The organism is Limnobacter humi, assembly GCF_024518835.1.
In the GTDB taxonomy this organism is placed as follows: domain Bacteria; phylum Pseudomonadota; class Gammaproteobacteria; order Burkholderiales; family Burkholderiaceae_B; genus Limnobacter; species Limnobacter humi.
Genome location: NZ_JANIGO010000004.1, coordinates 295,214 through 314,680, shown reverse-complemented (window position 1 = coordinate 314,680; position 19,467 = coordinate 295,214). Strand labels below are relative to the sequence as shown.

Genomic DNA, 19,467 nt, shown 5'->3' with positions numbered 1-19,467 from the left:
CAAAAAAGACGGTCGGGATCGACCTCTGGGCCAGCTCGTTGAGCTTGGCCCACCGCGCCTGCTTGGCACAGGGTTTGGCCAATGAGTGCAGATTGTCCTGACTGTCGCTGCAAAGGGGCGACCTTTCCTTCGGGGGGCGTTCGGGCTGGGCTACCGGTGTTGCGAAGGGGCGATCAGCGGAAACCGGGCTGCCGGTGTTGCTGGGGGCAGTCCAAACAGCACAGGCACCGTCTCACGTTGCAATTGGACACCTTTTCGGCCTCAATTCCCCGCTTGGTCCACCCCTCAAGTTTTCCATAATGGAACCGTTAACAACATCAGATGCGCAGAACTGTGGCCACTCCCGCATTCAATCTTGAATTCCTCAAACAGGGTTTCTCTGGCGACAAGGCCAAAACCTTGGGCGCACCGCTGTTCATCTTGATGATTCTGTTCATGATGATGCTGCCGCTGCCCCCAGTGGTGCTCGATCTGCTGTTCTCATTCAACATTGCGCTCAGCCTGATGGTGCTTGTCGCCAGCCTCTACACCACACGTCCGCTGGACTTCGCCGCCTTTCCCACCATCCTGCTTGTCACCACGTTGATGCGCCTGAGCCTGAACGTGGCGTCCACCCGTGTGGTGCTGATCCATGGTCACGAAGGCCCTGATGCGGCCGGCAAAGTGATCGAAGCGTTTGCCCATTTCCTGATTGGTGGCAACCTGGCGGTGGGCCTGGTGGTGTTTGTGATTCTGATGATCATCAACTTTGTGGTGATCACCAAAGGCGCTGGCCGAATTGCAGAAGTGTCGGCCCGTTTTACCCTGGATGCCATGCCCGGTAAACAGATGGCCATTGATGCCGATTTGAACGCGGGCCTGATTGCAGAAGACGAGGCCAAAAAGCGTCGTCAGGAAGTCACCCAGGAAGCCGAGTTTTTCGGCTCCATGGACGGTGCTTCGAAATTTGTTCGCGGCGATGCAGTGGCCGGCATGTTGATTCTGGCCATCAACATCATCGGTGGGTTCGCCGTGGGTGTGGCCCAGCACGACCTGAGCTTTGCTGCAGCCGGTAAAAATTACGTGATGTTGGCCATTGGTGATGGTCTGGTCGCCCAAATTCCCGCGCTGATCATTTCGATTGCCGCCGGCATGGTGGTCGCCCGGGTTGGCCAAGGCCAGGACATTGGTACCCAAATGGCCGGGCAGTTGATGAAATCCCCCCAGGCGATTGCCATCACCTCCGGTATTTTGGCGCTGATGGGCATGATTCCGGGCATGCCCAATTTTGCATTTCTCACCTTGTCGGCTGGTTTTGGTTATCTGGCCTACCGCATGGCCGCCAAAAAGGCAGAGCCTGCCAAGCAGGCATCCGATGCTGAAAAGGAAAAAATCAAGGCGGCCACCACCGAAGCCCAGGAAGCCACGTGGGACGACTTGGTGCCCGTCGACACCGTGGCATTGGAAGTGGGTTACCGCTTGATCAGCCTGGTTGACAACAAGCAGGATGGCGATTTGCTCAAACGCATCAAGGCCATTCGCAAAAAATTTGCGCAGGAAGTGGGCTTTCTGCCGCCCGCTGTGCACCTGCGTGACAACCTGGAACTGCGTCCATCGGTGTATCGCATCTTGTTGAAGGGCGTGTGCATGGGCGAAGGGGAAGTATTCCCCAACCAGTTTCTGGCCATTAACCCGGGCCGTGTCACCATGCAGTTGCCAGGCCCGCAAACCAAAGACCCCGCATTCGGTTTGCCTGCCGTGTGGATTGCTGAAGACCAAAAGGACAAAGCCACTGCAGCGGGATACACCGTGGTGGATGCATCCACCGTGGTGGCCACGCACCTGAGCCATATTCTGCAAACCGCGTCTGCCCAGTTGCTGGGCCGCACCGAAACCCAACAGTTGCTGGACCATTTTGCCAAAACAGCACCCAAGGTGGTGGAAGACCTCACCCCCAAGTTGCTGGACGTGGCCGTGATTCAGAAGGTGTTGCAGAACCTGCTGGAAGAATCGGTTCACATCCGCGACTTGCGCACCATTTTTGAAACCCTGCTGGAATACGGTAACCGCACCAAAAACCCGCTGGAATTGACTGCGGCTGTTCGCGTGGCGCTGGGTCGTGCAATTGTGCAAGCCTTGGCAGGGCCTTCCGATGAATTGAATGTGTTGGTCATGGAGCCCCGTCTGGAGCAGATGATCAGCCAGGCCCACACCACAGCGGGCAATGATCACGTGGGCATCGACCCCAACCTGGCGGAAACACTGGCACGCCAGACCGCCGAGGCCGCAGGACGTCAGGAGCAACTGGGGCAGAGCCCAGTGCTGTTGGTGCCCGATGTGCTTCGCCTGTCGATGTCCCGTCTTTTAAAGCGTGCAGCACCCAATTTGAAGGTGTTGTCGCACAGTGAAATTCCTGAAAATCGTTCTATCCGCGTCGCACAGGTCGTAGGAGCCAAAGCATGAAGCTGAAAAAATTCACCGCCTCCACCACACGTGAAGCCCTGCAGAAACTTCGGGCAGAGCTGGGTGAAGATGCCATCATTCTGTCCACCAAGCGCACCGCTGCCGGAACAGAGGTGTTGGCTGCTGCGTCGCAGGACCTGGATGACGTGGCTGTGCAAGCGGAAAAACCACAGGCTCAAACGGTGAGCCCTGCATCCTGGACGCGCAACGAACGACAGCAGTATGAAACACTGAGTAAACCCGCACCACAAGCCAGCCGGGCTGATCTGGTGGCTCAGCAAGTGGCGGCGCAGCGCAGTAGCCTGTTGTCGCCCAGCGCGCCATCCATGGCACCCGAGCAGCGTTTTGAGCCCGACGACATGATGACCGAGGTGGGACGCCGTCGCGCGCAGGCCGCCAGCCAGGCCATGGTCAACGAGCAGGCTGCTGTGCTGGAAGAAATCAAGCAGATGCGCCAACTGCTGAAAGACCAGATGAACCTGATGACCTGGCGTGATTCGCTGGAAAAGAATCCATTGAAAGCCGAATTGTGGAACCACCTGAGCAATGCTGGCTTTTCGCCATTGTTCGCCCGCACTGTGGTGGACAAATTGCCGGCCGGTCTGACTGAGAACCAAGCCATGGAATGGATACAAAGCGTTCTGAAGAAAAACCTGGCGGTGGTTGATGCCCAACACGACATGGTGGAAACGGGTGGCACTTATGCCCTGGTGGGCCCTACCGGTGTTGGTAAAACCACCACCACGGCCAAGCTGGCTGCACGTTGTGTGGTCAAGTATGGTGCAGACTCCCTGGGTTTGATCACCACCGACAGTTACCGGGTTGGTGCGCAAGACCAATTGCGCATTTACGGAAAAATTTTGGGCGTTCAGGTGTACACCGCACAAAATCACGCTGACCTGCAGCAATTGCGCACCAGCCTGCAGCGAAAGCGCCTCATCCTCATCGATACGGTGGGCATGGGCCAGCGCGACAGTCGGGTTGCCGAGCACACCAAGATTTTGACTGACAGCCATGTCAAGCGTGTGTTGCTGTTGAATGCCACCAGCCAAACCGAAACCCTGGACGACGTGGTTCGCCATTACAAAAGCACGGGTCTGGATGGAGCCATTGTGTCCAAACTGGATGAGGCCATCAAATTGGGCGGCGTGCTGGACGTGGTGATGCGCCACAAACTGCGCCTGCATTACATTGCCACGGGTCAGCGCGTGCCTGAAGACCTTTTCCTGGCCGATGCCCGTGTGTTGGTGCACCGCGCTTTAAAAAACCGGGCCAGTCAGGCTTTCAGCTCGTCTGACGAGGAATTGAAGTGGAAAATGGCCCAAGTCTCCACGACTGGTTTGTAAGCGGCTTCATTACACTGAGTCTCATGGATCAAGCCACGACATTGCGAAAATTGTTGGGTCAAACCCGCCCGGTGATCACACCGATCCTGGGCGACATGGGTTTTGACTATGCTGCTTGCCTGGCCCGTTTCATTCTGGAACGGCATGCCCGCCAGCATCAGAATGCCTTGGTGTTTGACGCCTCGGTGGCTGGCTTGCGACAGTTGTTGCCGGCAGACCGCCGCCAGGACGTGATTGAATTTTTCAAAGGCCGGTTGAATCTGGAAGACCAGGTGGTTGAGCTGGCCGACGGCCAGTACCTCTCCCCAGCCATGCATGGTCTGTCAGCGCTGGCCCACAATGTGGACCAGGTGGATGTGTTGCTGAGCAGGCTGCACCGCCTGCCCGTCACCTGTGACCGGCATTTCGCCACCTTGCCCTATGAGTCCTGGAAGCTGGCTGCAAAACTGGCACCATCGTCAGACTGGTATTGGGTGGTTCAACCCACCGCAAACTCGGTCACGCGGGTGTTTCAAGCCATTCGCAATACATGCGGAGTCGATCAAAACATTCACCACCGTGTTATTGTTGCAGGAGTGAAAGGGACGGATGAAGCCGATCATGTGTTCGCCAACCTGTTGGAGACCACATCGGGGTTTTTGAGCCAGCCACTGCAGTATGCCGGTCACCTCCCGGCCTTGGCCTTGGGTCAGCCCTTGAGTATGATGGGCCGAGAGATGATGACCGCAGGACGGCGAGTGGCCAAACTGGTGTGTGCCCTCGAAGAGCACGCCCTGGCCGAATAACAAGACAGGAAGCACACCCTCCATGTACACAGCGCAAGGCACCCTCGACAAATCGCAGCAAATTGACCAGTACATTCCACTGGTTCGCCGGCTTGCGCACCACCTCATTGCCAAGCTGCCTGCCTCTGTTCAAATCGACGACCTGATTCAGGCGGGCCTCATCGGCCTGATGGACGCGATTTCCCGTTTTGAAGAAGGGCAGGGGGCGCAGTTTGAAACCTATGCCAGCCAGCGCATTCGCGGGGCCATGCTCGATGAGCTTCGCCAGGCGGACTGGATGCCACGGGGCGTTCGGCAGGCCCAGCGTAAAATCGACAACGCCACCTTGAAGACCGAGCAGAAACTGGGTCGTTCCGCCACCGAAGCTGAAATCGCCGAAACGCTGGGTGTGAGCTTGGCGGAGTACCAAGACATGCTGTTTGAGTCGCGGGGTGCGCAGTTGGTGTACTACGATGACTATGCTGAAGACGGTGATGGCGAGGGCTACCTGGACCGCCAAATGGATGGCGATGAAGAGGCCAATCCGCTGGAAATGTTGGGTGATCAACGCTTTCGGTCCACACTGGTCAAGGCCATTGAAGAACTTCCCGAGCGCGAAAAAATGCTCATGGGTCTGTATTACGAGCAGGAACTGAACTTCCGTGAAATTGCCGCGGTGCTTGGCGTGACTGAGTCGCGCGTGTGCCAGTTGCACACCCAGGCGGTTAGTCGCTTGCGGGCCAAGCTCAAAGACCATTGAAGGCCTGAATTCGGCGAAACCCCACTCGCCAAAAGGCGCGCGCCTCGCGTAGACTTACCTCACCCTCGACTTTGTGATGCCTTGCCCATGGCCGCAAGCCCAACATCCACTGGAAAGCCCAGCAGCATAGAGCAGTCCAGAGCCCGCATTTTCCGTGCGCTGCTGATTGTTATTGTCTGCGCTGTTGGTCCGGTGGCCTTGGCTGCCGTCTACATGTCAGCCGACACCCCCCGCGCATCCAGTTGGCAATTCATCATGCTGGTCACGACCCTGTTGGGCATCATCAGTGCCCTGTTCATGGGGCGCAAGCTGTTGTCCACCCTCTTTGATGCGTTGGGGCAGGTGGTGCAGTCCGAACGCCAGTTGCGCAAGCTGATGGAGTTGTCGGGTGACTGGTACTGGCAGCAAGACCCACAACACGCCATCACCCGCATTATTTATCGGGGCCGAGACCAAGCCGGCAGTGAACTGACCGAGGACCTTCCGTTTCGTGGCCTGGCCCGATGGGACGTGGAGGGCCTAAAATGCATTGACCCCCGCTACAACTGGGACAGCTTTCGCGCCTTGCTGGACGACCATCAACCGTTTGACCGGGTGTTGTTTGAATATTGGCCAGCCAATCGGCCCCGCCTTATTTTCGAATCCACGGGTCGCCCCAGTTTTTCCAGTGAGGGGCACTTCCACGGTTACATGGGCGTGTCTGCCGATCTCACCCAGAAAAAGCTCAATGAACAAATGCTGTCTTTGCAGCGTTCGTTGTTGCAAGGGGTGTTGTTGTCAGCGCCAGTGCCCGAACTGGCCGCCGCTTACGCCAAGGGGTTGAAAAACTGCCTGACTGCCCACACGGAGGTGTTGCTGGGCTATCGCGACAATGTGCAGGTACCCAAATGGCATATTCGCGGCACCACACCCGAATTGCACCTGCCGCTGGACAAGGGCCTGGCTTTTTGGAATAACCCGGAGGCGTATTGCATGCCGCTGGAAGGCCACGATCAGCAAGGTTTGGTGTGGTTGGGGCAGATGAAGCCTGAACACTATTTTGATCCGGCCTGGACCACGCGTGTGGGGGTCAGTTGCATTTGGGTTGCCATTCGCAAAGCGGTGGAGCCCAATCAGCCGGAGTACTGGGTCATGGTGGCCCAACGTGGCACATCCAAAGTGTTTCACGACGATGTGTTGCGGGTGCTGACGGCGGTTCGGGTGTTGGGGTTGTGCGTGGAACGCCGCGTGTTTGAAGACGACCTGCAGACCCTGAATGCCACACTGGAACAGCGCATTGAGGCCCGAACAGCCGAACTGAAACGCAGCAATTCCGAGCTGGAAGCATTCACGTACACGGTGTCGCATGACCTTCGGGCACCCCTGCGCGCCATTGACGGGTTTTCCAGTATTTTGAGGGAAGACTTCAAAGACCACTTGCCCGATGATGCCCAGCATTTGCTGGACCGAATCAGCAACAATGCCCGCCAAATGGGTGGATTGATTGATGGTTTGCTGGACTTCTCCCGCCTGTTGCGCACCGATGTGGCTTGGGTGGAGGTGAATCAGCAGCAGTTGATTGAGCAAATCATCGATCAGCTGGATGCCCGGCGGCGAGCCACGCTGGATGTTGCTGCACTGCCCACGGTGCATGCAGACCCGGTGTTGCTCAAACAGGTCTGGATGAACCTCATCGACAATGCCTTGAAATTTTCATCCCGAACCGATGCACCCCGGGTGACCATTGCCTGTGAAAAGCTGCCGCGGTTTTATCGCTTCAGCGTGCAGGACAATGGGGCCGGGTTTGACATGAAATACGCCGACAAGCTGTTCAACGTGTTTGAGCGCCTGCATCACAAAAAAGATTTTGATGGCACTGGCGTGGGCTTGGCGATTGTGAAACGGATTATTGAACGTCACGGTGGCGAAATTCGCGCACTGGGCGAAGTGGGCCAGGGGGCCCGGTTTGAATTTACCTTGCCGGATAATGCCGGCAATCCTGACAGAAAGGACTGAAAAGCCATGGCGGATGTGGTGTTGGTGGATGACAATTCCAATGATGCGGATTTGGCGCTACGCGTTGTGCGGAAAACCTCGGCCAGTTCGTCCACGGTCCTGCTGGAGGACGGGGAACGGGCCATCGACTATTTCAAACAGTTGATGAACCAGCCCGGCGAGGACGGTGCTCCGGATTTGCCCAAACTGTTGTTGCTGGATTTGAAACTACCCAAGCTGGATGGTTTGGAGGTGCTGAAATTCCTGCGCGCCCAACCCGTGTTCAACACGATGCCAATTGTGGTGTTGTCGTCATCGCGTGAGATCAGCGATGTAAGAAAGGCTTACGAATTGGGTGTTAATAGTTTTGCAGTCAAACCGGTTCAGTTCGACCAGTACTTGACGCGCATCTCAGCGCTGGTGTCGTATTGGATGACCATCAACGAATTACCGCGCGGGGCGTAAGGCCCGAGCCAGACAGGCTGTTGAGCGAGCCAGTGGGTCCATAGGTGTTGGCGGTGCCGGGTTGTTGTTCAGCCACAGCGGCGGCCGTCAGAATGGAAATTCGCTCCTGCAGGCCGGCCAATTGCTCCGCCACCAATTCACCGTTGGCGGTGTTCAGGCGGTGGGCTTGCTGCAAGGTTTCCCGCAGGGTTGCATAAGTGCTTTGAAGGCGACGTTCATCGGTGGCCAGTTCATCCACCCAATGGGCGATGCCGTCCAACGTGGGCTCGTAACCCAGGCTTTGGGCGATCTGGATGTTGTTCAAATACCGCTTTTCCAGCTCCAGCATCATGCCTTCTTTCTGCAGAGCCAGTTCACCCAGGCGCTTGGTTTCCAGTTTCACCAGACAGGCTTGCTCTTCCAGCAGCACATCCACCAACGCCATGGCGATGTCGCATTCCTGCGCCAGGTTTCGGTAGAGGTTGATGGCCTGTTCGGTGTGTGACATGGTGTAATCCTCGCGCTTTTACTTTTGGCCCAGCAACTCGCGGGCACTTTCAATCACTTTGGAAGCCACGGCTTCGGCATTGACTTCAAACTTGCCTTCACGAATCGCCTGCTGGATTTCAGCCACGCGTTTCGCGTCGAATGGCGCTTCGGCGCCCTTGATGCCGTCAAACTGTCCCGACAGCTTGGTCACCGCGCTCTCGCTGGCACTGCTGTCGACACTGTCGGTCTTGCTGGCTTTGGCGCCACCCTGGGGTTTTGCCAGTTTGTCCACCGTGCCCGGCTCAAATTTTCCGTTGATTTTCATGTTGTCCTCCGCTTCAGGCAGAGCCTAAGGTTGCTTTCCATGACTGTTTAACGGTCACACCCGCCCTAACTTTAACGAAATATCCATGAAATGCCCATTCTTTTGCATTGAACCACCCGTCTCATGGGCTTTGCACAAGTCCATCAAAGGGTAACCTCCACTTGGAGGGGCTCCACCGCAATGCCTTGAAGCACTTTGCCTTGGGGGGTTTTCACCTTGACGGTCTGCCCCTGTTCGGCCGAATCCATCGCGATGGCCGACCCACCGATCGAAAAACCGGGCCCCTGAATCAACACTTTCACGGTATCCCCACTTTTCACCATGGGTTGCCCTTTGAGTAAATCCGGTTTCAGAATGGCGCCTGGCCACAAGGCCCTTGCAGCTGTTTTTTGATTCAGGTGCGACAACTCGGCCACCCAGCCGGTGCCCAACTGGGCAATGTCCAGGGTTTTGAATTCAACATCGTTGCTGGTCACATCCTGGCCAGATGCCACGGCATTTTTCATCACCAGCACTGGTGCATACACTTTGACATCCACGCCCACGAAGAAGCCAGGGGTGTCGGTGCCCAGGCACTGCACGCGCAAAAAGGTGCGGCCCCACAATCGGTTGCCCGTGGTGTTGGCCAATAGCGGTGAAGGGCAGTCCACCCCTCCAAGTCGGGGGTCCTGTTTCACCAGGCTCACCTCAATCTGACTGCCAGCGGGCACGCTGCCTGGGTCAATCAAGGTATTCAACCGGTCCAATGTCACCCAGCGAGCCTCACTGGCTGCGCGGGTTCCAGCCATGCTGACCGGTGAGCCAAGCAAACCCGCACCCAGCAACACCGCCGCCGCCAGCAGGGTGCTGCGGAGCGTTCGACCGGTGGTCTGTTGTCTGTGGATGGTTTGACGTTTCATTCAAGTTTTCGGCATGGCTGCCGTTAAAGACCATAAATAGTTGGATCATTGCATCGATCCGTCCATGCATCGTAGGCGGGTGAGGCTGGTCCGTGCCGCTCGAATAGAACGGGTAAATGCCCTTTTATTGTCTGTTTGATTGGACAGCACCCCATGAATAATCCATTCATCCCCCTGTGGAGAAAGGATTTTTCAGATGCTGGACAAACTTGCTGACACCATGCAGTTCTCTGCCGAGGCGCTGAAGCTGCGCGCTCGTCGCCAAGAAATTCTGACTTCCAACATCACCAACGTGGACACGCCCAATTACAAGGCGGTGGACATGAAGTTCAATGAGGCCTTGCGCGCCGCCACTGGCGATATGGCCTCGGGCCAAGCGTCTTCCTTGTCCTCACCGGCATTGGCGGTAACTCACAAAGGCCACATGGCTGGTAACGGTCAGTCCATGTCCACACAAGCCATGCTGCAGTTTCGCCGGGGTAACAACCCGGCTGTCGACGGCAACACCGTGGACATTGAACGTGAACGCGCCGCATTTGCTGAAAACACCGTGAAATACGAAGCCGCCCTGCGCAGCATCAATGGTCGCATTTCGACCTTGAAGCAGGCCATGGGTTCGGGCAACCAATAAGGCTTAGGAGACCATCACCATGTCCATGTTCGATGCATTCAAACTCGCCGGCAGTGCCATGCAGGCCCAAACCCAGCGCCTGAACACGGTGGCCTCCAACCTGGCCAACGTCGATACCGCTGCATCCAGTCCGGACCAGGTGTACCAGTCCCGCAAGGTGGTGTTTGAAGCCGTGTTGCAAAAGGCAGCACCTGGCAAGGCTGCGTTGGCCGACGATGTGCGCGTGAAAGACATCATCACCGACAAAACCGAACCCAAAAAAATGTACGACCCCAAGCACCCCATGGCCGATGACGAAGGCTATGTGTACATGCCCAATGTGAATGCAGTGGAGGAAATGGTGGACATGTTGTCAGCCTCCCGCAGTTACCAAACCAATGCGGAAGTGATGAACACCGCCAAATCGCTCATGTTGAAAACCCTCAACATGGGCAACCAGTAAGGAGCCTTGAACCATGGCCATTGATGCAACCTCCGCAGTGGGCACCAGCAAGACCAGCGCCACCGCCAAGAAGAATGACAACAGCCCTGAAGCCATTCAGGAGCGCTTTATGTCGCTCTTGGTGGCACAGCTGAAAAACCAGGACCCCATGGCACCCATGGACAATGCCCAGGTGACGAGCCAGATGGCGCAATTGAACACAGTCACCGGCATTAACAAGTTGAATGATTCCATGTCAGCCATGGTGGCCTCCTTTGCGTCCAACCAAACGGCGCAGGCTGTGACCATGTTGGGCCGCGCGGTGCTGACCGAAGGCAACGACATCGCCATGAAAGACGGTGTGGGCACAGGTTCACTGGAAATGAAACAGTCGGCAGACAGTGTTCAGGTCAACATTCTCGATTCCAACGCCAAGGTGATTCGCACCATGGACATGGGCCCACAGTCCAAAGGCATTCACCAGTTTGACTGGGACGGCAAGGACGCCAACGGCAACACCGTGCCTTCAGGCAATTACAAATTTGAAGTACAGGCCACGGCCGCAGGCCAAAAGGCCGATGTGACCACGCTCAGTTTGGCGGTGGTGCAGGGCGTTCGCAACGCCGGCAGTGAAGGATCGAAACTGCTGACCAACCTGGGAACGGAACTGTCGTTCTCGGACATCAAGCAGATTTTCTAAACATCAACGACAGCGAAGTATCACGAGTTTATTCAGGAGCTCAACATGGCAATTGCAGGTGGAACATTCCAACAAGGTCTCAGTGGCTTGAACGCAGCACAGCGCGGTCTTGAGGTTATCGCCAACAACGTGTCCAACGCCAGCGTCGTTGGTTTTAAAGGGTCTGAGGCGGAGTTTGCTGATGTATTTGCCCGTGCTTTCAACGGTGCGCGTTCCTCCAGTGCCATTGGTTTGGGTACCACGCTGTCCTCAGTGAACCAAAGTTTCAAGCAGGGCAACATCAACGTGACTGGCAATCCGCTGGACATGGCCATCAACGGCAACGGCTTCTTCAAAGTGGCTTCCACGGCTGGTGAAATGGTGTACACCCGCAATGGTCAGTTCAACGTGGACAAAGACGGCAACATCATTAACTCCAAGGGTGACAAGCTGCAAGGCTTCCCGATTGACTCCACCACGGGTCGGGCTTCGGATGTTGCAGGCAATGTCACCGTTTCACAGGCGGCCATTCCACCGTCACCCACACGGGGCTCAGGCCTTGAGCTCAATCTGGATGCCCGTGCCACTGCCATTTCCGGTGCCATCACCTTTGATCCATCAAACCTGAACTCCTACAACAACTCAACATCCATGACCGTGTACGACGAGTTGGGCCAGTCGCACATCATGAGCATTTACCTGCGCAAAGACACGCCCAACAACTGGAGCGCCTATGCCACGGTGGATGGCACGCAAGTGGATGTGGGCCTGTCGCCTGTCACGCCCACTGTTGCACCCGCCCAAGCGGCCGCCGGTGCCCTGGTATTTGGTGTGGATGGCAAACTGTCCACGCCCGCCAATGCCAGCTTCACCGTGGACCTGTCCCGTTTTGTAACCGCCGCAGGTGTTCCGTTTTCCTCCACTGGTGCATCGCCCAACAGCTACACCTTTGACATGAGCAAGGTCACCCAGTACGGCAGTTCCTTCTCGGTTCAAAACCTGAGCCAGGACGGCTACACCGCCTCCCCCTTCTCGGGTTTTAACGTGGGTGCTGACGGCACATTGACCATCAGCTATGCCAACGGCAAGCAGGTGGATGTGGCCAAAATCGGCCTGTACAAATTCTCCAATCCAGAGGCCTTGCAACCGGTGGGTTCCAATGGCTGGCTGGCCACGCAAGCGGCGGGTTCTGAGTTGGTGTCTTTGAGTGAGGACTCTGGTTTTGGGCTGATTCAATCCGGTGCCCTGGAAGAGTCCAACGTGGATTTGACTGCTGAACTGGTGGCCATGATTTCTGCCCAGCGCGTGTATCAGGCCAACTCGCAGAGCATCAAGACGCAAGACTCGTTGCTGCAAACCATCACGAACCTGCGTTAAGTAAAACAGAAGGCGACTGACCCATGGACAAACTGGTTTATCTGGCCTCTCAAGCCGCCAAGGGCACCATGGCCCGGCAAGAGAACATTGCCAACAACCTGGCCAACGTCAATACACCGGGCTTCCGGCAGCAGCTCATGGCTTTCCAGAGTGCGCCGGTGGTGGGTGAGGGCAGTGGCAGTCGCAGTTTTGCGGTGGAAACCTCGGTGGGGTTTGACACCACACCCGGGCAAATTCAGTCCACGGGGCGCGACATGGACGTGGCCATTCAAGGCAAGGGCTGGTTTGCAGTCACGGCTGCAAACGGCAACGAGGCCTACACCCGCAACGGTTCTTTCCAACTGGACTCGGGTGGCAACCTGGTCACCCAGGAAGGCTATCCCGTGATTGGAACATCCGGCCCCATCAATGTACCGCCCGATCATCGGGTGTCTTTTGAAACCGATGGCACCGTATCGGCCATTCCCCTCACCGGGCAGGGCGGTGTGGTACCCCTGGGCCAACTCAAACTGGTGGACCTTGAAGATGGCCAGTTGACCCGCGGCGATGATGGCCTGTTCCGCAGCAAAAATGGTCAGGATGCAGAGCCCAACCCAGCGGTGCGCGTGGCTGGCGGTTTTATTGAAACCAGCAATGTGAATGCGGTGGACATGATGGTGCAAATGATCACGGCCGCCCGCCAGTACGAAACCCAAATGAAGATGATCAGCTCGGCTCAAGAGAATGACCGCGCTGCGAACAACTTGTTCGGCTTGAATTAAGCCGGGCCGAACTGAGGAGAAATTGCCATGATGCGTTCTTTGTGGATCGCCAAAACCGGTCTGGATGCCCAGCAAACCAACTTGGATGTGATTTCAAATAACCTGGCCAACGTGTCCACCAACGGCTTCAAGCGGTCTCGTGCCGTCTTTGAAGACTTGTTGTACCAAACGCTTCGCCAACCCGGTGCGCAAACCACCGAGCAAACCCAGGTTCCCTCTGGCTTGCAAGTGGGTACCGGTGTTCGGCCGGTGTCCACGGTGCGCAATTTTGCCCAGGGCAACCTGCAGCAAACCAGCAATAATCTGGACATTGCCATCAATGGCCAGGGCTTTTTCCAGGTGCAAATGCCCGACGGCACCACCAGCTACACCCGGGATGGCAGCTTTCAGCTGGACTCCAATGGCACCCTGGTCACCTCCAACGGTTATCCGATTCTGGGCCCTGTGACCGTACCCCCCGGTGCACAAACCATCACGGTGTCGCAAGACGGTACCGTGTCGGCCACCATTCAGGGTCAGGTTCAGCCCCAGCAGTTGGGTCAGTTGCAACTGGCCACTTTTGTGAACCCGGCCGGTTTGTTCAGCATGGGGCAAAACCTGTATCAGGAAAGTGCCGCCTCTGGCGCGCCCACCCAGGTGGTGGCCGGCAGCAATGGCTCTGGCCAGTTGTCACAGGGTTATGTGGAAACGTCCAACGTGAACGTGGTGGAAGAGCTGGTGGGTTTGATTCAGGCACAGCGTGCGTACGAGATCAATTCCAAGTCAATCACGACATCTGACCAGATGTTACAGCGCTTATCACAGCTTTGATTTTTGCCTGACCTGACACACTGGGTGTGTTAGATGGGAGAAAAAGCAATGCTTACACGGCTTCTGATTGGTTTAACGGCAGCAGTTTCAATAACTTTAGGGGGATGCTCCACTTTTAATCCGAAAGTGGACATGCCCCAGCAAACCACGGTGCAACAGCCGGCCCCGCAAGTGGCCATGGCCCAACCCACCGGAAGCCTGTACAGCCCGCAAACCTTTCGCCCCCTGTTTGAAGACCAGCGTGCCCGTTTTGTGGGCGATACGCTCACCATCCAGGTGGTGGAGCAGTTGGCCTCTGAACAAACCAACTCGGCGTCGGCCTCCCGCAACAATTCAACCAGTCTGACTTTGCCGGGTCTGGGTTTTGGCATTTTCGACACCAACCCAGTGGACAAATCCGCCACAGGCTCCGCCGATTTCAAGGGCCAGGGCCAAAGCAAGGCCGCCAACACCCTGACAGGCACCATCACCGTCACCGTGAGCGAAGTGCTGCCCAATGGCAACCTGCGTGTGGTGGGTGAGAAACAGATTGGCACCAACCGCGATGTGGAAAAACTGAAATTCACCGGTGTGGTGAACCCGGTCACCATCTTGCCCGGCAATGTGGTGCCCAGTAACCGCGTGGCCGATGCCCGCATTGAATACAAGGGCGAAGGCACGATTGATGCCGCCACCACCATGGGCTGGCTGTCCCGCTTCTTCCTCACCGTTCTCCCATTCTGATTGCCCCGGAGCCTGCTCATGAATTCGCCCTACCTCAGCCCCAGCCTTCAGTGGATCAAGCGCTTGATGAAAGTGTTTGTGGTGTTTGTCAGCCTGATGGCGGTGTTCAGCCTGTGCAATGCAGCCCAGGCGCAAACCCGCATTCGTGACCTCACCAGCGTGCAGGGTGTTCGGTCCAACCCGGTGTATGGCTATGGCCTCGTGATCGGCCTGGATGGCACGGGAGACCAAACCACCCAAACCCCGTTCACCACCCAAAGCATTGCAGCCATGCTGGCCCAATCGGGCATTAACCTGCCGCCGGGTGGCAGTATTCAGCTCAAAAACGTGGCTTCGGTCATGGTGACGGCCAACCTGCCGGCTTTCGTGCAACCCGGACAATCCATTGACATCACCGTGTCGTCCATCGGCAATGCCAAAAGCCTGCGTGGCGGCATGCTCTTGCTGACCCCGTTGAAAGGCCCCGATGGCCAGGTGTATGCGTTGGCCCAAGGCCAGTTGATTGTGGGCGGTGCGGGCGCATCGGCGGGTGGGTCAAAAACCCAAATCAACCATTTGTCCTCCGGTCGCATTCCGAACGGCGCCATTGTTGAACGGGAAGTACCCACACCCTTCAACCTGGGTGAAAACATTCAACTGGAGTTGAATGCCACCGACTTTTCCAATGCCACCCGGGTGGCCCAGGCCATCAACAAAGGCATGGGGCAAGAGTTGGCCCAAGCCCTGGACGGCCGTATCATTCGGGTGCGTGCACCCTCCAGCCCCAACGAACGGGTGGCTTTCCTCTCCAAAATCCAGGAATTGGGCATCGACAAGGCGGTGGGTACCGCCAAAATCATCGTCAATGCCCGCACGGGGTCGGTGGTGATGAATCAGGCTGTTTCACTGGAAGACTGCGCAGTCGCCCACGGCAATTTGACGGTGAAGATCACCTCCACCCCGGTGATTTCACAACCTGCACCATTCTCGCAAGGCCAAACCGTGTCGACGCAACAGTCGGACATTCAGATTTCGCAATCCGGCGGCGAGGTGATCTCGCTCAAGGGTGCAGCCCAATTGTCCGACGTGGTCAAAGCCCTGAATACGCTGGGTGCCACACCGCAAGACCTGATCTCCATCCTGCAGGCCATGCAAAGTGCTGGCAGCTTGAAAGCAGAAATTGAGGTGATCTGATGGTGGCACCCCTATCCAACAATACGGCTGACCCACAGTCCCTCTCGCTGGATACCCGCAGCCTGGAAGGCTTGAAGCGCGGTGCCCGAGCCGAGAAGGGCAGTGCCGAATACAACCAGGCCATTGACAAGGTGGCCACCCAGTTTGAATCCATCTTTCTGCAAATGGCCCTGAAAGGCATGCGGGACGCCACGCCACAGGGCGGGCTTTTTAGCGATTCCGCCACCAAAAGTTACCAGGCCATGTACGACCAGGAGCTGGTACAAAAACTGTCGGGGCGGGGCTTGGGCCTGGCCCAGGAAATTGCGCGTCAATTGAAGTCGCAGGGGGGCACAGCCATCCCACCCCAAAGCGGGCATTCCCAAATCGAAGCGCAAGCCTCAACTTTGCCAAAACAGGGCCGTTAAGCCGTATAAGAGAGAAAAGGATTCGACATCATGACGAACTCGGTCTATGGCATTGCACTCAGTGGCCTGAACGCGGCGCGTTCGGGCCTTTCGACCACGTCCAACAACATTGCCAACAGCAACACCGTCGGCTACAACCGCCAGCTGGTGGTCCAGCAGGCGCGCCCATCGTTTGGCAGCGACATTGGCTACATTGGCCAGGGCGTGGACATTGCCTCGGTTCAGCGGGTGTATTCCGACTTTCTGAATTCACAAGAACAGAAAGCCACCTCCGACTCAGCATTCTTCAAAGCCAAGTCTGAGCAGATTTCCCGGGTTGATGCCCTCATTGCTGACGATTCTTCGGGCATCTCGGGTGCTTTGAGCAACTTTTTTGCGGCCGCTCAAACCCTGACCACCAACCCGGCAGATCTTCCATCCAGACAAAACTTTTTGTCGGCGGCCGACTCGTTGGCAGGCCGTTTCAATGGCTTGAACAATGTGCTGGATGAGTTGCGCAACGCCACCAACTTGCGCGTGAAAGACACGGTTGCCCAAGTCAATGACGCCACGGCTCAAATCGCCCAATTGAATGACCGCATTGTGGCGGCGGGCTCGCAAACCTTCAATGGTGGTCAACCCAACGACTTGCTGGATCAGCGCGACAAACTCATCATGGACTTGTCCCAACAGGTGCAAGTGACCCGCGTCAACATGGCCGATGGCTCGGTTAACCTGTTTTTGGGCAACGGGCAACCGCTGGTGGTCAAAACCACCCAGTTTCCAGTCAGCACCCAGGTGGATCCCTCCGACCCCAAGAATTTGCTGGTCGGTACCACGCAAACCATCAATGGACAGCAAGCGCTGATTCCCCTGAAAGCGGACACCTTGGGCATGGGCGCACTGGCGGGTTACCTCAGCTTCCGGGACAATGAATTAAACCAGTACCAAAACACCGTTGGTTTGTTGGCAGCCCGCGTGGGTGAGGCCATCAACAACATTCAGACCGCCGGTGTTGACCTGGATGGCAATGCCGGCAACCCGTTGTTCAAATTTGGTTCAGGCTCGTTTCTGAGCGGCATTTCCCGCGTGGTGCCCAATGTGAACAACAGCACAACGAATGTCACAAACATGACTTTCAAGAGTGTGGATTTGTCCAAAATCAGCGGCGCCGATTATGAAGTGACCATCATCGGTGGGCAGCCCCAATACAGAGAGTTGGGCTCCACGGGTTCCTTTCAGCCGGCAACCCTGGTACCGGATCCGACCGGCAATTACTATGAAATTCGCGATCCGGCGGGCGCACCCCTGGTTCAATTCCAACTGGACAATGCCACACCGCAGGAAGGTGACACCTTCACCTTGATGCCCGTGCGCGATGCTGCACTGAACATGACTTCGGCCATTACGCGTCCCAATGAAGTGGCTGCCTCATCGGCCACCAACCCCAGCGTGGGCAACAACGACAACATTCGTGACATTGCGGCCTTGCAAACGTCCAGAACGCTGTACAAAAGCAACAACGCTGCGGGCGTCTCGGTTTCTGACGCGTTTAACCAATTGGTGAGCCGCGTGGGCAACAAGGCGCGTGAATTGCAGGTGTCCTCGGATGCGCGAGACACGGTGCTCAAGCAGGTTACGGAAAGTCGCGATGGATTGTCGGGCGTCAACATGGACGAAGAAGCCGCCAATCTCATCAAATATCAGCAGGAATATCAGGCCTCGGGCAAAGTCATTTCCCTGGCCAAGGAGCTGTTCCAGCAAATCCTGGAAATGTTCTGATCCGGAGTCTATGAACCATGGCCATTAACCGTGTAAGCACCAACCTGTACTACAGCATCACTGCGGACCGCATGTCCAAGCAGCAGGGTGAACTCATCAAGCTGCAAGGGCAGTTGGCCACTGGCGTGCGCGTGCTCAAGCCATCGGACGATCCGTTGGCCATGTCCACCGCCATGGGGGCCAAATCAGCCATCAAGACGCTGGACAGCTTTCAGTCCAACATCACTTACGTGAACAATCAGCTGAGCCAGATGGACACCGCCCTGGGCTCCGCCAGTGATGTGATGAGCAGCATCAAAGAGTCCATGTTGCAGGCTGGCAACCCCACACTGAGCGCGGCTGAACGGGAAATTCTGGCCCGCGACCTGGAAGGCCGCATGGATGAATTGCGTGGCATTGCCAACCGCACCGACCCCAATGGCAATTACTTGTTTGCAGGCACTTTTCAGGATCAGGAGCCGTACCAGGCACCCAACCCGCCAGCCGTCACCGGCAACTTCCTGGAACAGCCCACGCAGGCCGCCATGCAAGCCATCACTGGTCGGAAAATCCAGGTATCGGCCGGACGAGACATCGACCTGAGCATCACCGGTTACGACGCATTCAACAACCCCAACACCGGGGCTGATGCATTTGCCATTATGCGACAGGCCATCTCGTATTTGCGAGACCCAGGTTACCCAGGTGGCCAGCAGGGCGCAACGCCAGCCGACACATTCAAAAAAGCGTTTGATGACAAACGCGCTGAACTGGACGGCGTGTTCGACCAGGTTCAATTGGCCCGAACCAAAGTGGGTGTCCGTTTGCGTGAGGCAGAAACACTCGAACAGATCAACTCGGCTGCTTCGCTGGACCAGGAAAAAGTGGCCGGTGAAGCGGTGGGCCTGGATTATGCCAAGGCCATCAGCGAGCTGTCGCAAGGGCAGTTGCAGTTGCAGGCCTCGCAGCAGAGTTTTGCATCGACCTCGCAGTTAAGCTTGTTCAGTTTCTTGAAGTAAAGGCGGGGGCTTGAATGCCCCTGTTGGTTGATTGTCCATTCGCAACACCGTTAGCCAGTTCATTTTTACTGCCCCCAGCAATACCGGTCGCCCGGTCCGAACGCCCCCCAAAAAGTAAAGGTTGCCCCGCGCATGTCGAACCGTCCCGAGAACTCGCCACTGCGTGGCTCAAACATCTCGGTCCGTGTGTTCGAATGCTGTGCGGGTCAAACCGATCGGAGGGCTGACTGTTCGGCACCGGGCACACCGGCATTGCTGGGGGCGGCCTGCGCGGTTCACCTCC

The 19,467-nt window shown here is 56.8% G+C and carries 20 protein-coding genes; 17 read left to right on the top strand and 3 right to left on the bottom strand.

The features are described 5' to 3' along the window. The first annotated feature begins 321 nt into the window (after positions 1-321). From flhA to NQT62_RS13085, 6 genes are all read left to right on the top strand, one after another. Positions 322-2,442 (top strand): flagellar biosynthesis protein FlhA, encoded by a 2,121-nt coding sequence (gene flhA, locus NQT62_RS13110; RefSeq protein ID WP_256765171.1) that lies wholly within the window; start codon positions 322-324, stop codon positions 2,440-2,442. After that, on the top strand, positions 2,439-3,788 hold the full coding sequence (gene flhF, locus NQT62_RS13105) for a flagellar biosynthesis GTPase FlhF (RefSeq protein WP_256765170.1): 1,350 nt from the start codon (positions 2,439-2,441) through the stop codon (positions 3,786-3,788). Before flhA ends, flhF begins: the two co-directional genes overlap by 4 nt. Before the next feature lie 23 nt (positions 3,789-3,811). Further along, the gene (locus tag NQT62_RS13100) at positions 3,812-4,573 is read left to right on the top strand and encodes a MinD/ParA family ATP-binding protein (protein ID WP_256765169.1); all 762 of its coding nucleotides are present in this window, start codon (positions 3,812-3,814) and stop codon (positions 4,571-4,573) included. Between the two features lie 22 nt (positions 4,574-4,595). Then, positions 4,596-5,312, top strand: a complete 717-nt coding sequence (locus NQT62_RS13095; protein ID WP_256765168.1) for an RNA polymerase sigma factor FliA — start codon at positions 4,596-4,598, stop codon at positions 5,310-5,312. Between the two features lie 87 nt (positions 5,313-5,399). After that, positions 5,400-7,307: a PAS domain-containing sensor histidine kinase gene (locus NQT62_RS13090; protein ID WP_256765167.1), complete on the top strand. Its 1,908-nt coding sequence runs from the start codon at positions 5,400-5,402 to the stop codon at positions 7,305-7,307. 6 nt (positions 7,308-7,313) lie between these two features. Next, complete coding sequence (locus NQT62_RS13085; RefSeq protein ID WP_256765165.1) at positions 7,314-7,751, top strand: response regulator; 438 nt, start codon at positions 7,314-7,316, stop codon at positions 7,749-7,751. Here the strand turns inward: NQT62_RS13085 and NQT62_RS13080 are convergent. The 3 genes from NQT62_RS13080 to flgA all read right to left on the bottom strand — a co-directional run bounded on the left by NQT62_RS13080 (position 7,726) and on the right by flgA (position 9,443). Then, a complete protein-coding gene (locus NQT62_RS13080) occupies positions 7,726-8,238 on the bottom strand; it encodes a flagella synthesis protein FlgN (protein ID WP_256765164.1) in 513 nt (170 codons plus the stop codon). The genes NQT62_RS13085 and NQT62_RS13080 overlap by 26 nt on opposite strands. 18 nt (positions 8,239-8,256) lie before the next feature. Further along, the gene (gene flgM / locus NQT62_RS13075; RefSeq protein WP_256765163.1) at positions 8,257-8,544 is read right to left on the bottom strand and encodes a flagellar biosynthesis anti-sigma factor FlgM; all 288 of its coding nucleotides are present in this window, start codon (positions 8,542-8,544) and stop codon (positions 8,257-8,259) included. Between the two features lie 143 nt (positions 8,545-8,687). Further along, positions 8,688-9,443 carry a flagellar basal body P-ring formation chaperone FlgA gene (flgA, locus tag NQT62_RS13070; protein WP_256765162.1) on the bottom strand — a complete coding sequence of 252 codons (756 nt, stop codon included), beginning with the start codon at positions 9,441-9,443 and terminating at the stop codon, positions 8,688-8,690. 196 nt (positions 9,444-9,639) lie between these two features. On the opposite strand from flgA, the gene flgB reads away from it, so the two are divergent. From flgB to flgL, 11 genes are all read left to right on the top strand, one after another. Further along, positions 9,640-10,074, top strand: a complete 435-nt coding sequence (flgB, locus tag NQT62_RS13065; RefSeq protein WP_256765161.1) for a flagellar basal body rod protein FlgB — start codon at positions 9,640-9,642, stop codon at positions 10,072-10,074. 19 nt (positions 10,075-10,093) lie between these two features. After that, entirely contained in the window at positions 10,094-10,516 is a 423-nt protein-coding gene (gene flgC / locus NQT62_RS13060; protein ID WP_256765160.1) for a flagellar basal body rod protein FlgC, read from the top strand. A gap of 13 nt (positions 10,517-10,529) precedes the next feature. Then, positions 10,530-11,195: a flagellar hook assembly protein FlgD gene (locus NQT62_RS13055; RefSeq protein ID WP_256765159.1), complete on the top strand. Its 666-nt coding sequence runs from the start codon at positions 10,530-10,532 to the stop codon at positions 11,193-11,195. A 45-nt stretch (positions 11,196-11,240) separates the two neighbouring features. Beyond that, positions 11,241-12,551, top strand: a complete 1,311-nt coding sequence (flgE, locus tag NQT62_RS13050) for a flagellar hook protein FlgE (protein ID WP_256765158.1) — start codon at positions 11,241-11,243, stop codon at positions 12,549-12,551. A gap of 23 nt (positions 12,552-12,574) precedes the next feature. After that, the gene (flgF, locus tag NQT62_RS13045; protein WP_256765157.1) at positions 12,575-13,312 is read left to right on the top strand and encodes a flagellar basal-body rod protein FlgF; all 738 of its coding nucleotides are present in this window, start codon (positions 12,575-12,577) and stop codon (positions 13,310-13,312) included. Between the two features lie 27 nt (positions 13,313-13,339). Next, the gene (gene flgG, locus NQT62_RS13040) at positions 13,340-14,122 is read left to right on the top strand and encodes a flagellar basal-body rod protein FlgG (RefSeq protein WP_256765156.1); all 783 of its coding nucleotides are present in this window, start codon (positions 13,340-13,342) and stop codon (positions 14,120-14,122) included. Between the two features lie 132 nt (positions 14,123-14,254). Next, entirely contained in the window at positions 14,255-14,845 is a 591-nt protein-coding gene (locus NQT62_RS13035; RefSeq protein ID WP_256765155.1) for a flagellar basal body L-ring protein FlgH, read from the top strand. Positions 14,846-14,863: 18 nt separating this feature from the next. Continuing rightward, positions 14,864-16,018, top strand: coding sequence for a flagellar basal body P-ring protein FlgI (locus NQT62_RS13030; RefSeq protein ID WP_370569184.1), 1,155 nt, complete (start codon positions 14,864-14,866; stop codon positions 16,016-16,018). Then, positions 16,018-16,425 carry a rod-binding protein gene (locus NQT62_RS13025; RefSeq protein ID WP_256765154.1) on the top strand — a complete coding sequence of 136 codons (408 nt, stop codon included), beginning with the start codon at positions 16,018-16,020 and terminating at the stop codon, positions 16,423-16,425. The genes NQT62_RS13030 and NQT62_RS13025 overlap by 1 nt, the downstream gene beginning before the upstream one ends. A 30-nt stretch (positions 16,426-16,455) precedes the next feature. Continuing rightward, on the top strand, positions 16,456-18,186 hold the full coding sequence (flgK, locus tag NQT62_RS13020) for a flagellar hook-associated protein FlgK (RefSeq protein WP_256765153.1): 1,731 nt from the start codon (positions 16,456-16,458) through the stop codon (positions 18,184-18,186). Positions 18,187-18,203: 17 nt separating this feature from the next. Next, positions 18,204-19,184 (top strand): flagellar hook-associated protein FlgL, encoded by a 981-nt coding sequence (gene flgL, locus NQT62_RS13015; RefSeq protein ID WP_256765152.1) that lies wholly within the window; start codon positions 18,204-18,206, stop codon positions 19,182-19,184. Positions 19,185-19,467: the final 283 nt, after the last annotated feature.

What these genes read in the sequence shown, in the direction of transcription:
- flgK (WP_256765153.1), top strand. Translation starts at nt 16,456, where the DNA reads ATGACGAACTCGGTCTATGGCATTGCACTCAGTGGCCTGAACGCGGCG.
- flhA (WP_256765171.1), top strand. Translation starts at nt 322, where the DNA reads ATGCGCAGAACTGTGGCCACTCCCGCATTCAATCTTGAATTCCTCAAA.
- flgB (WP_256765161.1), top strand. Translation starts at nt 9,640, where the DNA reads ATGCTGGACAAACTTGCTGACACCATGCAGTTCTCTGCCGAGGCGCTG.
- NQT62_RS13095 (WP_256765168.1), top strand. Translation starts at nt 4,596, where the DNA reads ATGTACACAGCGCAAGGCACCCTCGACAAATCGCAGCAAATTGACCAG.
- NQT62_RS13090 (WP_256765167.1), top strand. Translation starts at nt 5,400, where the DNA reads ATGGCCGCAAGCCCAACATCCACTGGAAAGCCCAGCAGCATAGAGCAG.
- NQT62_RS13035 (WP_256765155.1), top strand. Translation starts at nt 14,255, where the DNA reads ATGCCCCAGCAAACCACGGTGCAACAGCCGGCCCCGCAAGTGGCCATG.
- NQT62_RS13085 (WP_256765165.1), top strand. Translation starts at nt 7,314, where the DNA reads ATGGCGGATGTGGTGTTGGTGGATGACAATTCCAATGATGCGGATTTG.
- flgA (WP_256765162.1), bottom strand. Translation starts at nt 9,443, where the DNA reads ATGAAACGTCAAACCATCCACAGACAACAGACCACCGGTCGAACGCTC.
- flgF (WP_256765157.1), top strand. Translation starts at nt 12,575, where the DNA reads ATGGACAAACTGGTTTATCTGGCCTCTCAAGCCGCCAAGGGCACCATG.
- flgG (WP_256765156.1), top strand. Translation starts at nt 13,340, where the DNA reads ATGATGCGTTCTTTGTGGATCGCCAAAACCGGTCTGGATGCCCAGCAA.
- flgE (WP_256765158.1), top strand. Translation starts at nt 11,241, where the DNA reads ATGGCAATTGCAGGTGGAACATTCCAACAAGGTCTCAGTGGCTTGAAC.
- flhF (WP_256765170.1), top strand. Translation starts at nt 2,439, where the DNA reads ATGAAGCTGAAAAAATTCACCGCCTCCACCACACGTGAAGCCCTGCAG.
- flgL (WP_256765152.1), top strand. Translation starts at nt 18,204, where the DNA reads ATGGCCATTAACCGTGTAAGCACCAACCTGTACTACAGCATCACTGCG.
- flgM (WP_256765163.1), bottom strand. Translation starts at nt 8,544, where the DNA reads ATGAAAATCAACGGAAAATTTGAGCCGGGCACGGTGGACAAACTGGCA.
- NQT62_RS13025 (WP_256765154.1), top strand. Translation starts at nt 16,018, where the DNA reads ATGGTGGCACCCCTATCCAACAATACGGCTGACCCACAGTCCCTCTCG.
- NQT62_RS13055 (WP_256765159.1), top strand. Translation starts at nt 10,530, where the DNA reads ATGGCCATTGATGCAACCTCCGCAGTGGGCACCAGCAAGACCAGCGCC.
- NQT62_RS13080 (WP_256765164.1), bottom strand. Translation starts at nt 8,238, where the DNA reads ATGTCACACACCGAACAGGCCATCAACCTCTACCGAAACCTGGCGCAG.
- flgC (WP_256765160.1), top strand. Translation starts at nt 10,094, where the DNA reads ATGTCCATGTTCGATGCATTCAAACTCGCCGGCAGTGCCATGCAGGCC.
- NQT62_RS13030 (WP_370569184.1), top strand. Translation starts at nt 14,864, where the DNA reads ATGAATTCGCCCTACCTCAGCCCCAGCCTTCAGTGGATCAAGCGCTTG.
- NQT62_RS13100 (WP_256765169.1), top strand. Translation starts at nt 3,812, where the DNA reads ATGGATCAAGCCACGACATTGCGAAAATTGTTGGGTCAAACCCGCCCG.